The organism is Treponema sp. HNW (genome assembly GCF_050320395.1).
In the GTDB taxonomy this organism is placed as follows: Bacteria; Spirochaetota; Spirochaetia; order Treponematales; family Treponemataceae; genus Treponema_C.
In genome coordinates, this window is record NZ_CP144459.1 from 101,877 (window position 1) to 115,959 (window position 14,083).

Below are 14,083 nucleotides of genomic sequence, written 5' to 3' on the forward strand. Positions count from 1 at the left end.
CTTTACATAGGGCTCTACAGGGGCTATACTGAATTTATGAAGATTCTTATTATAGGCGGGAGCGGTACCATAAGTACCGCCGTTACAGCCCGCTTGACATTACAGGCGGATGCCGAAGTATTTGTATTAAACAGGGGAAAGCGCAATGACGATCTGAGCCTCGCCTGCGAAACGGAAGCAAAGCGCTTAGGTCTTGTGCTAAAGCTGCCCGTATTTGTAAAGGGCGATTCCAAGGATGAAACCGGATTAAAGAGCATTGTCGATTCCCTTTTAAGCAAGGGGGAACGTTTTGATGCCGTTGCCGATTTTATAGCTTTTACAAAAGAAGATGTTGAGCGCGATATGCGTATTTTTTCCGAAAAAACACGGCAATATATATTTATCGGTTCTGCATCGGCCTATCATAAACCCCTCGGTGATTACCGCATAACCGAAGGTACGTCTTTGGCAAACCCTTTTTGGAAGTATTCGCGCGATAAAATAGCATGTGAAGATGTTTTAATGAGCGCATATCGCACAGAAAGCTTTCCCGTAACGATAGTCCGCCCCAGTCATACCTACGGCGAGCGTTCCGTTCCCCTCGGCTTACACGGGGCAAAGGGAAGCTGGCAAATTGTACGGCGCATGATGGAAGGCAAACCGGTTATCATCCACGGCGACGGTACTTCACTGTGGACAATTACCCATAACCGCGATTTTGCGCGTGCATTTTGCGGTTTGGTATGTAATGCAAAGGCAATAGGGGAGGCGGTACAGATTACCGGCGATGAAAGTTTGACGTGGAATCAAATATACGGCTGTATTGCTTCGGCTGTAGGCGTTCCCTTGAACGCCGTGCATATGTCTTCCGAATTTTTAACCCTTGCGGGGAAATTGCCCGTTTCAGGTACCCCGGTCTACGATTTTGAAGGAACGCTTATCGGAGATAAGGCAAATACCGTTGTATTCGATAATACCAAACTCAAGCGTTTGGTAAACGGATTTTACTCCGAGATACGCTTTGAAGACGGGGTACGGGAAACCGTCCGCAATATCCTTGCGCATCCGGAACTGCAAACCTCCGACCCCGATTTTGACTTGTGGTGCGATAAACTCATAGAAGCGCAAAGCCGCTTTCTGGACTTTTTACAAAATGCTTAACAGGCGGCCGGCAAAAAAGCCGGCGTTTTTTAGGCGAGACTATCGTGCCGCTCTTTGCAATTCTTTGCGCAGAGCTTCGGCAAAAGCCCTTTGTTGAGCCGCTTCCGTAAAAGAAGCTTGTGCAATATCGGGCATAACGCCGTCAGCCGCGCTTACATAACGCCAAACCGTTTGTGCCGCCTGATCCGTTTCGGCCTTCGAATTTGAAGGAACGAGGCGCGATGATGAAGCAAGCTTTGTCTGTGATGGGGCGGAAAGAGATTCTCTTATAAGGGCGCGGCCGGCTGCAAGCTTATCCGTTGCCTGAGCCGCCGTTTGAAGCGGAGATTTCGGCACCGAAAACTGAAGGGCCGCAAGGGTTTTTGCCGTTAAATACCGCCCGGTTTTGTGAGGGGCGGAAGGCATAACGCGCAGGCCGTATTTTTGTGCCTGAGAATCTTCGAGACTGCGGTAAAAAGACAGGGGGGCAAAGACAAAAAGGGGGCGGGCGTTTGTAAGAGCGGCATCCAAGTTTTCGGCGGTTAATTCAAGCCAGTTCCGCGGTAAAAGGCCGTATTTGTGCCATAGACCTATCCGCTGTAGGGTGTTCCATACGGCTTCGAGGGCAAAAAAAGCCGTAAAGTCGTCTTCTTTTGAAGCTTTAAGTTTTGCAAGGGCTTCGTCAAATCGTTCAATGCCCTCCTGTGCTTCAAGTAATGAAGAAAACAACATAATCAAGTGATTGTCATCCTTGCCTGCACACAGCAGGGGGGACGTTTCGGTCTTTGCATTAAAGGCAAGGTTTTCCAAACGTGCAAGGGTAAAGGGCGGCGAAGCGTTCATCCGTTCAAGAACTTCTTTGGAATATAAAAGATGAAAGGTGTCTAAAAGCAGAGGTGTTCCGGTCAGTCTGCCTTCGGTTTGAACCGATATGCGCACGGGAAGGGAAAGGGTTTGCAGGGCTGCCGTTTCCGCATTGCGCACAATCGTGCTGACCGAATCCATATTTGCCCCGTCATAGATAAAAAGCAAATCGTATTGTACGGTTTTTTTTATGTGGGAACGCAGAGGTTTTGAATCGTCAAGGATAAAATCCCTGCGTTCAACGCCGCGGCCGTCAAGCCATTCGGCAAGGTCGGTTACCAAAGAAGGCGCCAGTCCGTAATAAGCGACACGGATTGTTTCGGTTTTTACACTGAAGTGTCTGTACACGAGGGTTAAAAGTACCGCACTTGCCGTAACCAGGGTAAGGCGGACGGTTTTACGGAGCGCTTTATTCGGCTTTTTCATACTTGCAGTATAGCATAAAAAAGCCGTTTTGCGTATATTTTAGAACTTAAAAATCGAATTCAAGTAATTGACAGTTTTCGACGCGCAGGTTAAGAAAATCGGACTGCTTATAGCTTTTAAAATACGTATGCATGAGCACCGTTATCATGCCGTGGCATACAAAAAGTATGTTGCCGTCTTCTGAATGTGTTTTGCGCACTTCATCAATCAAACTGTATGCGCGGCAGGATGCCTGCACAAGGGATTCTCCGCCGGGAAATTGTGCAAAGGGATTGTCCAGGATTTCGCGGAATTCGGGACTTGTAACCCAGTGTACTCCCTCAAAATCGCCGAAAAACACTTCCTGTATGCGTTTGTCGGGCAGGGCTTTTATACCCAAGGCTTTTTCGATATAAGAGGCGGTATCTCGCGCCCGTTTAAGGGGAGAAACATAGATGTATCTGATGTCGTTTTTTTCTTTATCTTCTGCAAGTCGTTTTGCCAGTTCCCGAGCCTGTAAATGCCCTTTTTCGGTCAGCTTTGATTCGGAACATCCGCATATGCGTTTTTCTACATTCCAGTCGGTTTCGCCGTGGCGGGTAATAAAAAGTTTCATAAATACAAGTATAGCGGTTTTAAGAAAAAGATAAAAGCGGGGGGCTTTAAATTTATCCTTTGTCCGATAAATTTGTTCAGCCGGTTCGCCTCTTACCGGTAAAACAGCATAACCTGCTTGATAAAAAACATAGAACGGGTGTTGCAGCTTTTTGATATAGTTTAAAAAGCTTTTTTTTAAACTATATCCTAAATTTAAACTATGCAATTAAAAGAATGAGGTATACAATTACCGTATTATACTTTCTTATAGATAAGGGGAAAAAGGTATGCTGAAAAAAATTGTATCAATAAGTTTGGCTGTCTTAGCTGCGGCATTTTTTGTATCGTGTTCAAAAAAGCCGGACGGTTCCGCTGCTGCCGGTTCCGAAAACGGCGGTTCGGTTATGTTGTATTCTTCTTTAAAAGAAGCCCAGCTTGAAGCGATTAAAGCGGGTTTTACCGCAAAATATCCGCATATCAAAATGGATTATTACGCCGCCGGTACGAGCAAGGTTACAACCAAAATGGCAGCGGAAAAACAGTCGGGACAAATTGCCTGCGACGTAGTATGGATAGGAGATCCGTCAAACTATATTACGTTTAAACGGCAGGGGGTTTTGGAACAGTATGTTTCGCCGGAAGCCGCAAACATTGACGCAAGTTTTAAAGATGCCGATAACTACTATTGCGGCGGCCGTATGATTGTTATGGGACTTGTTTATAACACAAACAATGTAGCAGCCGAATCCGCGCCCAAGACATGGAATGACCTGTTAAGCGCGGAATTTAAAAATCAAATTGTAATGACTGATCCGGGCGAAGCGGGAACAACTTTTTATGCTGTTGCCGGTTTGATGGCAGACAGCCGCTACGGTGTTGAATTTTTCAAAAAACTGAAGGAAATGGGGACGGAACTTGAAAGCGGAACAACATCGACCCATTCTAAAGTGGCGGCAAATGCATATAAAGTTTGTATCGGAGTCGATTATGTTGCTCAAACACTGGAAAGCAACGGCTCAACCATTAAATTTGTCTATCCCGAAAAAGATTTGATTGCAATTTCAAGCCCCATTGCGCTTATAAAGAATTCCGCAAATCAAGAAAACGGCAAACTGCTGTATGATTTTATTCTTTCAGCTGAAGGTCAGCAGATTCTTGTTGATAACAACGTTTCGCCTATTCGATTTGATGTTTCAAAGCCGGGCGCAATGTCCACAAGCGATATTGTTGCGCGTTCTATGAAAATCGACAACGAAAAAATTGCCGACCGCAGCACGGATGTACTTGCGGCTTTTGACGAAATATTCAAATAATCAAAATATTAAACACAAGGGCGGTAAGCCCGTTCCGAGAGAACGAAAGACGTCCGCTTTCGGAAAAACCGCTGCCGCCCCGATACGGCTGTATCACTGAGCTGCTTGTAAAAGCCGCACAGCTTTGATACGGCCGTGTTATTTTACCAAAATGGAGCGGCTATGGCGCAAATCAGATTTAATAATATTACGTTCCGCTACGGGAAAACACCCGTTTTTGAAAATTTTTCGCTGACGATAGAAGAGAGCCAAATTATGGGCATTGTCGGTCCGTCGGGATGCGGAAAAACAACGCTTATCCGCTGTTTATGCGGTTTTATAAAGCCGGAACAGGGTGAAATTTTTATCGGAGATACCTGTGTATACAGTGCCGAAAAACATATCAACCTTGCTCCCGAACGGAGAAATATCGGTGTTGTGTTTCAGGATTATGCGGTATGGCCGCATTTGACCGTTTGGGAAAACGTAGTGTATCCGATGAAAAAGCGGAAAATGCCGAAGGACGTAATAGCGCAAAAAGCGGAATTTGCTTTAAAACAAGTACGCATGGATAAATACCGTAAACATTTACCGTCGCAATTATCGGGCGGGCAGCAGCAGCGTGTCGCAATTGCGCGGGCGCTGGTGTCTTCGAATGACATTATTGTACTTGATGAACCGATAACCAACCTTGATGCAAAACTGCGCGAAGAAATGCTGATTGAAATTCGGCAAATACAAAGGAAAATCGGCACAACCATTATATATATAACACATGACCAGGAAGCGGCGCTTCAACTGTGCGACAAGATAGCGGTTATGGAACCCGACGGAACCTTATGCCAAATCGGAACGGATGAAGAAATTATTTTATCGCCGGCAAATCGTTTTGTTTTTACTTTCATCGGTGTTTCAAATTTCTTGCCGGTTGTAAAAAAAGATGACGGTATGTATTTTGAATTAAACGGTAATATCCATAAATATCTTAATGCCGACAGTTCGCAAATGCCGGATATCGAAATTGACAAGCCTTATGAAATGGGAATTCGTCCCAAAGATATTTTATTCGACGACAAATCGTCTTTTAAAGGAACCGTGTTGTCATCATCGTTTTTGGGAAGCCAGTGTACCTATTTCGTTGATTTTGAAGGCCGGCAAATCCGCATTGAGCAAAACACACTCGATATGATTCAGTCAAAGGAATATGCCGAGGGCGATACGGTGGGGCTTGTATTTGTAAATCCCAAATACTATGAACGATGTCAAAATAACGGCAGCGTTTTTTCGTAATCTTTACGTTCGGAGGACTTATGTTCAAAAAATCTCAAAATCCCGATTTGGCGCGGCTTGACGGTAAACGTTTTGCTTTCGGCCTCGACGGTATGATGACAGGTTTAAGTTTTATTATTTTGTTTATTGTTGTTATTATTCCGATTTTTATGATAATTTATAACGCATTTTTCTTTGAAGGAAAATTCGACTTGCAATTATTTAAGCGCGTCATCGGGAATAAAGACAATATCGGTGCCATGTGGAATACAATACGCATTGCCTTTTGGGTAACGGTGTTCGGTACGATTATCGGCCTGTTTTATGCATGGCTTTTGGGCAGAAGCGATATTCCGCTTAAAGGCTTAATGCGCGGCCTTTTTACCATTCCGTATATGTTTCCGCCCTTTTTCGGGGCAATGGCCTGGGATTTAATGCTTTCAGGACGCGGCGGATATTTAAATAATTGGCTTATGTCGACATTTCATTTATCATCCGCACCGATCAACATCAATTCAATCGGCGGAATTATCTTTGTTGAAGTATCGTATTATTTCCCCTTTGTTTTTATGCAGGTTGTAAGTGCGCTTGAACGAATGGATCCGACATTGGAAGAATCCGCCCGCATCGCCGGTGCAAAACAGGGCTATGTTATCAGAAAAATTACGCTGCCGCTGGTTCTTCCTGCAATTTCCGCCGGTGCGCTGTTGATTTTAATTTCTTCGCTTGCACACTTCGGTGTACCGTCGATTCTCGGCTTTTCGCAAAATATTTATACATTGCCGACAAGAATTTACCAGCTGATAAACCGTGCGGCAGGCGATTTTAACGGTATCCGCGAGGGTGCGGCTCTTTCCGTACTGCTTGTTGTTGTCGTTTCGATTGCCCTTGTAATTCAAAAGCTCGTTTTACGTTCGGGCAGTTATGATATTATTAAGGGCAAAAGCATGCGCCCCACTTTGATAAAACTGCGAAGCGCAAAGTTTCCGTTGCTGGTACTTGCCTTTATTTCGCTTATTATTATCGTTATTGTGCCGCTTGTGATGATTTTTTTGGTCGGCTTGCTGAAAGCATACGGACTGCCGTTGAAGTTTGTAAACTTCACATTTAAAAATTATGTCGATGTTCTTGTCGGCAATAAGATGGTCAACGACTCTATCCGCAATTCACTGTTTTTGTCGGTTACAGCCGGTGTCTTGAGTATGTTCCTCGGCGTTATGGTTGCCTATGTTGTCAATCGAATCCGTCCGAAAGGAAAAGAAATGTTGGAAGTTGTTTCGGTTTTGCCGTATTCAATACCGGGAACGGTTTTGGCTATCGGTGTTATCTTGGCGTGGTCGGGGGCAATCTTCCGTATCAATTTGTATAATACGATTTGGATTATTTTAATAGCCTATATTGCACGCTATCTGTCATTTTCCATGAAATCGGCATCGGCATCTTTACGGCAGGTACACCCGTCTTTGGAAGATGCAGCCCGTTCCTGCGGGGCATCTCACAGCGAAGCGCTTAAAGATGTTACGCTGCCGTTAATCCGTCCTGCGATGGTTTCCGGCTTTTTCTTAATTTTTTTGCCTGCAATGCGGGAACTTACAACATCCGTACTGCTTTACGGACCTTATACCCGCACATTGGGAGTCGCTATTTATTCGCTGCGCAGCGACGGCTATATTCCGCGTTCCTCGGCATTGGCATCTGTTGCGATTGTCTTGATTATTCTTTGTAACACGATTGTAACGCAAATTACAAAAGACAGAAGGGGTTTATAATTATGGCGCAGATAGAATTAAAGCATGTTAAAAAAGTGTTTTCCGAAAAAATGCTCGGCAGTGTTGTCGCCGTTGATGATTTTAATCTTGAAATCGAAGAAGGAGAATGCTTTTCGTTTCTTGGTCCTTCCGGCTGCGGAAAAACCACAACACTGCGCATGATTGCCGGTTTTGAAGATTTGAGCGAAGGTGAGATTCATCTGTGCGGTCGGCCCGTTTCAATCAAAAGCAAAAATTTGTATATACCGCCGGAAGACCGCGGTTTGGGAATGGTGTTTCAAGCCTTTGCCGTATGGCCGCATATGAATATTTTTGACAACGTTGCCTTTCCGTTAAAAGTTCAAAAAGTTCCGCGCTTGGAAATAAAAAAGCGGGTTGAACAAGCTTTGAAGCATACAAATCTAACCGGCTTTGAATCTCTTTATCCGGGAAACCTTTCCGGCGGACAGCAGCAGCGTATTGCACTTGCCCGTGCAATTGTTACCAATCCCAAGGTTTTGCTCTTGGACGAACCGCTGTCAAATCTTGACCCGAAACTTCGGGAGTCAATGCGCTTTGAAATTAAAGAATTACAAAAGAAATTTAATTTTACGATTATCTTTGTAACGCACGACCAATCGGAAGCAATGGCGCTTTCCGACCGCATGATGGTAATGGATATGGGAAAAATTGTACAAATCGATACGCCCAGGAACCTCTACAATAAGCCGATTAACCGTTTTGTACATAATTTTTTGGGAAAATCGACCTTTGTTAAAGTAAATTTACGCAACAATAAAGTGTATCCCGACGGTGATATGACGCAAACAATTTCATGTAAAATCCCCGAAAATGCCGCCGGCAAAGAAAAAATGGTTATTGCGGCGCGGCCCAACGCAATCAATCTAAACAAAAACACCGGCTTTAAAACCAAAATAGAAAAGCGCGTGTTTTTGACCGACTGTACGGAATATTACGTAAAAATCGGTTCCCAGCTATTGATGATACAAACACCGCACCGTATTGTTTTTAGCGAAGGAGAAGAATGCTGCGTTGAATTTGCGGAAACGATGTGGTACGACGATGACGGCAATGCGGCGGAAGAAGAGCGCAACCGCCGCCAGTTAATTTAGCACTGTTTATTTAAAGAGAAATATGATATGATTGCAGGCAGCAAAAATTTTTTTTCGTTCCTGCAATCATATATGAAAAAAAACATTGCGTATTACAATTTATTTTCTCTGTTTGTCCATTTTTTGACGATGGTTATATCGTTGATTATTATTATCCTCGTCCTTTCGATTACCCATGAACGAATGGCTTTGCGCATTATTGCAAATATGCATACGGAGCTGGTACAATATACGTTGATGACGGCAAAACAGATTCGGGAAATGCTTGCCGCAAGTACTTATCAAAATTTTTACAATCCGCAGGTTACTAAATTGCGTACCCGAAAAGATATCAGCAATTTTGACCAAATAAATGCCATACGTGTTTTAAATACGTTTGCAAGTTCAAATAATTTTATTGATTCCGTCTATGTATACAATGGAGAAAAGGATTACATTTATTCGACAAAAGAAACCGGTTCAAGCCCGGCGCACATCTTTTCCGATGTACAGGCGGTAACACTGTTTAAAAACAAAAAAGACAACGATTCTTTTCTTGTTTTCCGTGACGATATATATTCTTTTGTTATTTCGGAAGTTGCGCCGTATACCGGTGTCGAAAATGCAATGATGGTAAACCTTGATGCCGAAGCCTTTAACCGGCTGTATTGTCAGCCTTTTACGGACAGCTGTTTGCTGTACCGCAGCGAAACCGATACGGTTGTTTTTTCTAAAAAAACACTTGATACGGGACTGCCGCCGGCTGTAAGCGAACATATACAAAAAGCGGCCGCTAAAACCGGTTACGTTATTACACAAAGCAAAGCAGATAAAAAAGTGTTTTTGTATGCCTTTCTTACGGATGTACAGGCTTATTATATACGCTGCATTGCTTATGATGATTTATATAATGAACTGAAGAATTTTCGCGCGATTGCATGGCTGATTACACTTATCACATTTGCAGCATGGATTGTGATTTCGGTGATAATGATGCTGCGCATTTATTCACCGCTGCAAAAAATAATCAACTCTTTGATGACGGAATCGGATAAAAAAGAAAAAGCTGCCGCTATAGACACGTGGATTCAAAAAGAATTGGCACATAAAAAAGCATACAATACGGCCGTAAAAAACGAATTTCTCAAGCATGTGCTTGTTTCGCCGCCGCCCGACGGTTATGAGATAAAAGATGTATTTAAAAAATACGGTATTAGCTTAGATGCGGAAAAGCCCGTATATATTGTACTGGTTGACGGCAATTTACAACCCGCGGATGACAGGGTATACAGTGATGAAAATCTTTTATTCGACAATTTGCATGTGCACTATATACAGTTTAATCAAGCTTCACAAACCGTCTCCGCTTTTATCGACAGCCTTGATACGGCAGATGTGCGGTTTTTGGGATGTTCAAAAAAAATAGCCGATTGGAATACTGTCTGCAGTAAATTTGCACTTTTGCAGGAACTGCATGCATTGCGGATTTTTTATCCCGGGCAAAAAGTATTTTTTGAAGATTTTTTGGATTCGCATAAAAAGGAACAGGACTATCCCGATGAATTGGAGACCCGGCTGCTTAAAGCTTTAAAATCGGGGCAGCAGGAAGAGGCAAAAAGCATATACGGTAAAATAATTGATGTTTTAAAATCATACCGTTACGCGGCACTCATCTTTGGACTTAAAAAGTTATATTTATTTTTGAAAACCTGTTATCATGATATGACTGCGCTTGATGAATACAGGCTTTGTGCAAATCAAGCCGACTATAATATAAAATGCATAGAGGATGCAAAAAGTATTGAAGAAATTCACACAATGTTTTATAAGCTGATTGATGATATATGCAAAATCGGCAAAGAAACACAATTCCTCCGGCAGCAAAACATAAGCGAAAAAATCAAATATATTATCCAAACAAACTATACCGATATTTTACTTTCATCAAAAAGTATTGCAAAAACATTGAATTTTTCAAACACGTATATTTCCAAGATATTTAAATCGGTTGAAGGACAGTCGATAGCGGATTACATTAATTTTGTCCGTATGGAACATGCAATTACTCTGTTAAAAAAAACAAAACTGTCTGTCAAAGAAATTGCAAAAAAAACGGGAATTGTCAACAGTCAGTATTTTTTTGTTTTGTTTAAAAAGCATTCCGGTCAAACACCTGCAGAATTCAGAAAAAAGTACACTTAAGCCGCTTTTGGAATATGTTTTCGGCTAAGGTTCTGTATAACCCGCAAACAAACAGAACTCCCTGAATGTTATGAGTACGGGCCCTTTGTCTGCACAGCCGTTGCTTGCAAAGCCTTCTTAAAACCTGTATACTTTTTGAATGAACACTCGCCTCGAACAGCAAATGCGGTTTATCTTTGAGCTTGAAAAGTTGAAAGTCGTATACAGACAAAACGGAACGCACGGCGGCAAGCGCCGCGAAAACAGTGCGGAGCATTCCTGGCACGTGTCGATGATGGCCCTTGTACTGCGCGAATACTGCACGGAAAAAATCGATATTGAAAAAACGCTTACCATGCTTTTAATTCACGATGTTGTGGAAATCTATGCGGGAGATGTTTTTTTATACGACGACAATGCGCGCGAACGGATAAAACCCGCAGAGCGCGAGGCGGCGCATAAAATATTCGGCTTATTGCCCGAAGACCAAAAAGAGTATTTTCTTGGCACGTGGGAAGAGTTTGAAAAAGCCGAAACAAAGGAAGCGCAGTACGCCCTTGTGCTGGACAATCTTCAGCCGCTTTTAAATCATTATGCCGTCAATAATCAAAATATCGCTGCAAAAAAGCTTTCCAAAGCGCAAATCGTTGCAAAAAAAACCTTTATAAAAGATTTTTCCGACGAGCTGTGGCGCTTTGCCCTCAAGGTCATCGACGAAAGCGTCAAAATAGGCTTATATAAAAACGAATAACCGTTTTTGAAAATCGGAATCGTTTTTTCAGTTCAAAATATTATACGGTCAAGCGGTTTAAGTGATTAACCACTTGGGCAAGCGCTTCGGTATTTTTTTTGCCTGCATCTACAACACTGTTTGCCGATTCGCTTATCCGTGCCGCGCTCGAATCTATGTTTTTCATACTCGCGCTTATTTCCTACGACGCTTCAACAAGTTTTGCCGTTTCCTTTCCCGCTTCGGTATTTTCGGTCAGCATTTCTACGGAGCCTTCTTTTACTTTTACCGTAATATCGTTAATTTCGCGGATAGCCTCAAGCACTTGAGTACTGCCGGAGCTTTGTTCGCTCATCGTGTTCATAATTTCGTTGCTGCGATTACGTACCGATTCCAAAAGGCTCATAATATGGGCAAACTGTTTTTCCGCCGTATTTGCCGACGCGCTCAATGCCTCTATTTTATCTTTAAGTTCTCTCAATACCGTTGTAATCGTTTTTCCCTGCACGCTTGACTCCTCGGCAAGTTTTCTGATTTCATCGGCGACAACGGCAAACCCTTTGCCGGCTTCTCCTGCATGGGCGGCTTCAATTGCGGCATTCATTGCCAAAAGGTTTGTTTGTGAGGCGATGCTTTGAATCACATCGCTCGCTTCCAAAAGCCCTTCCGAACTGTCATTGATAACTTGTACGATTTCCGCCGTACTGCTGATTACTCGGTTTCCTTCCGCAGCCGCCCGGTTCAGTTCGTTGATTGAGTCCATATTACCGGTTACAACGGTACTGACCGCTTGCATATTTGCGGACATTTGCTCGATAGTTGCAACGGATTCGGTTACGGCTGTCGATTGACTTGCAATGTTCGTATCCAGTTTTTCCAGATTCCGCGCCGTTTTTTCCAAAGTGGTTTGCGCTTTAAGTACTTCCGCCGCTTGATTTTGAATCTGATCGTCTACTTGAAAAATATTATCGGTAATATGATGTACGGCTTGTAACGTTTCTTCCATATTTGAAGACAAGTGCTCGGAAGCTTCGTTGAGTATCGCAACCGTATGCAGTAAATCCGTAAGAAATTGTTTATTAAACGTCAAAAAAGTGTTAAAATCGGCAGTTAAACAGGCAAGCTCGTCACGGGAATCGATTCGGACCGGCTCTTGCCGGTAATTTCCTTCGGCCAATTTTTGTATACTGTCTTGTAGCAGCATTATTCGCTTTGCCGTCAGTTTTGCCATCGATACGAGATTTAGAATTGCAAAAAACAGTCCGTATATAAAAACGGGCAAAACGGCGCGAAAAAGTACGGTGCCGACATTATCGCCGGGACGCAAGCGCAAAAGAGGAACCGCACAAACAAAGACGGTACCCATCATACAGGAAAAGCCTATAAGTGCAATGCCGTTCGGCATCGCGCGTATGCGTTTTTTATCAATAGGAACAAATGCTGCCCATTTTTCCAGTATCCGGACAGTTTGCGCGGCGAAAAAGGGTGCCATTACAAAAATATTCCCGCTTGTAATAAGCATAAGAGCAAAAAATAAATTCGTATCGGTAATAAACTTTTTTTCCACACCGATAACAATCGGGCCGAATAAAGCCAGGGTAAGCGGAATCATCAACAAAAGCTTTTCATACAGTAAAATATTTTTTTGCGCTTTTACCGCATCTTTTTCCCAGTCGATAACCGGCCGTAAAATAAAATGCCGCTTAAGCAGCGGAACAAGCGCAATCAATACAATGATACAAAAAAAAGATTTTGATTTTACGACAAGGGCAATACTGCCGGTTGCACCGAAAATCAAATTGGTTGCAAAATTGCCCGCAACCCAGCCGAAATTCGTCAAATAATCAAACAACAAAAGTGTTTTCGGAATCCTCCGTTCTTTTTTTTCCATAAGCCGACTTCCTCCTTATATATGCCGGTTTACCGGTTTTTATAAAAATCGCAGGGCAGTATATCCATCAATATGACATTGTGAGCTTTGCCGCCGTACACATGGGCTTCCCGTATTTCGCCGATTTTTTTAAAACCGACTTTTTCGTAACAGCGGATTGCACGCTTGTTAAAGGCATATGTTCTTAAAAATATATTGTGCAGGTTTAACACCTTATAGGCATAATCGATTAAAAGCGACATTGCTTCGGTTCCGAAACCTCTTCCCCAGCAGCTTTTATCGCCGATAAAAATACCGATTTCGGCCGTTCTGTGCAGATGATTTATGTTTACAAAGCCGGCATTTCCGATAAGTTTGTCGTTTTCAGCATTGACTATCGCGTAATCCTGCTGCGAAGGAGAGCCTGCGGCCAGTTTTTGCAGCAATTCTTTTTCACCTTCAAGGGGAATGACGGCCGAAGCGAGGGTTAAATTTTCGGTTATTTCGAGGTCGTTAAGCCAGCGCGTATAGGTTTCCGCATCGTTTACGTCAATCGGCGAAAGATAACATTTTGTTCCGCTTAATTTTTTAAAGTACATTATGAGGCCTCCGTTAGGGTTTTTAAAAAAGCCGCCGCTTTGTAAGCAACGGGAGATATGTTTTTGGTTACTTGTGAAAATTCAATATCCGTGTTTTCGGCGGCCGCGTACAGTAGAAGCTCGGTGATTTTATGATGAATGGACGCAGAGATAACCGCTATCTTTTTCATAACAGTTCCTTTGCAATATTTTCCATAGCAGTATGACGCTTTTGAAGCTTTGTGTCAACACGCCCTTGCCGAGAAATCGGTTTTTTATAAAACGCTCAACGGATGCATGAAGCTTGCCTGCATAGAT

The 14,083-nt window shown here is 43.0% G+C and carries 13 protein-coding genes; 7 read left to right on the plus strand and 6 right to left on the minus strand.

The features are described from left to right. The first annotated feature begins 36 nt into the window (after positions 1–36). Entirely contained in the window at positions 37–1,140 is a 1,104-nt protein-coding gene (locus tag V1L52_RS00490; protein WP_428770336.1) for an NAD-dependent epimerase/dehydratase family protein, read from the plus strand. Between the two features lie 39 nt (positions 1,141–1,179). On the opposite strand, the gene V1L52_RS00495 is transcribed toward V1L52_RS00490, so the two are convergent. Further along, positions 1,180–2,409 carry a hypothetical protein gene (locus V1L52_RS00495; RefSeq protein ID WP_428770337.1) on the minus strand — a complete coding sequence of 410 codons (1,230 nt, stop codon included), beginning with the start codon at positions 2,407–2,409 and terminating at the stop codon, positions 1,180–1,182. A 46-nt stretch (positions 2,410–2,455) separates the two neighbouring features. Continuing rightward, positions 2,456–3,004 carry a histidine phosphatase family protein gene (locus V1L52_RS00500; protein ID WP_428770338.1) on the minus strand — a complete coding sequence of 183 codons (549 nt, stop codon included), beginning with the start codon at positions 3,002–3,004 and terminating at the stop codon, positions 2,456–2,458. Positions 3,005–3,272: 268 nt separating this feature from the next. On the opposite strand from V1L52_RS00500, the gene V1L52_RS00505 reads away from it, so the two are divergent. From V1L52_RS00505 to V1L52_RS00530, 6 genes are all read left to right on the plus strand, one after another. After that, the gene (locus tag V1L52_RS00505) at positions 3,273–4,298 is read left to right on the plus strand and encodes an ABC transporter substrate-binding protein (RefSeq protein WP_428770339.1); all 1,026 of its coding nucleotides are present in this window, start codon (positions 3,273–3,275) and stop codon (positions 4,296–4,298) included. A 162-nt stretch (positions 4,299–4,460) separates the two neighbouring features. Continuing rightward, a complete protein-coding gene (locus tag V1L52_RS00510) occupies positions 4,461–5,567 on the plus strand; it encodes an ABC transporter ATP-binding protein (RefSeq protein WP_428770340.1) in 1,107 nt (368 codons plus the stop codon). Between the two features lie 20 nt (positions 5,568–5,587). Continuing rightward, positions 5,588–7,315: an ABC transporter permease gene (locus V1L52_RS00515; RefSeq protein ID WP_428770341.1), complete on the plus strand. Its 1,728-nt coding sequence runs from the start codon at positions 5,588–5,590 to the stop codon at positions 7,313–7,315. A gap of 2 nt (positions 7,316–7,317) precedes the next feature. Next, positions 7,318–8,427, plus strand: a complete 1,110-nt coding sequence (locus V1L52_RS00520; protein ID WP_428770342.1) for an ABC transporter ATP-binding protein — start codon at positions 7,318–7,320, stop codon at positions 8,425–8,427. A gap of 72 nt (positions 8,428–8,499) precedes the next feature. Continuing rightward, positions 8,500–10,608: a helix-turn-helix domain-containing protein gene (locus V1L52_RS00525; protein ID WP_428770343.1), complete on the plus strand. Its 2,109-nt coding sequence runs from the start codon at positions 8,500–8,502 to the stop codon at positions 10,606–10,608. A 139-nt stretch (positions 10,609–10,747) separates the two neighbouring features. After that, the gene (locus V1L52_RS00530; RefSeq protein ID WP_428770344.1) at positions 10,748–11,338 is read left to right on the plus strand and encodes an HD domain-containing protein; all 591 of its coding nucleotides are present in this window, start codon (positions 10,748–10,750) and stop codon (positions 11,336–11,338) included. Positions 11,339–11,378: 40 nt separating this feature from the next. On the opposite strand, the gene V1L52_RS00535 is transcribed toward V1L52_RS00530, so the two are convergent. The 4 genes from V1L52_RS00535 to V1L52_RS00550 are packed head-to-tail and all read right to left on the minus strand — an operon-like array spanning position 11,379 to position 13,956. Continuing rightward, positions 11,379–11,504 carry a hypothetical protein gene (locus tag V1L52_RS00535; RefSeq protein WP_428770345.1) on the minus strand — a complete coding sequence of 42 codons (126 nt, stop codon included), beginning with the start codon at positions 11,502–11,504 and terminating at the stop codon, positions 11,379–11,381. 15 nt (positions 11,505–11,519) lie between these two features. Next, a complete protein-coding gene (locus tag V1L52_RS00540; RefSeq protein ID WP_428770346.1) occupies positions 11,520–13,208 on the minus strand; it encodes a methyl-accepting chemotaxis protein in 1,689 nt (562 codons plus the stop codon). A gap of 29 nt (positions 13,209–13,237) precedes the next feature. Then, positions 13,238–13,786: a GNAT family N-acetyltransferase gene (locus V1L52_RS00545; protein ID WP_428770347.1), complete on the minus strand. Its 549-nt coding sequence runs from the start codon at positions 13,784–13,786 to the stop codon at positions 13,238–13,240. Continuing rightward, positions 13,786–13,956 (minus strand): hypothetical protein, encoded by a 171-nt coding sequence (locus tag V1L52_RS00550; RefSeq protein ID WP_428770348.1) that lies wholly within the window; start codon positions 13,954–13,956, stop codon positions 13,786–13,788. The genes V1L52_RS00545 and V1L52_RS00550 overlap by 1 nt, the downstream gene beginning before the upstream one ends. Positions 13,957–14,083 lie beyond the last annotated feature (127 nt).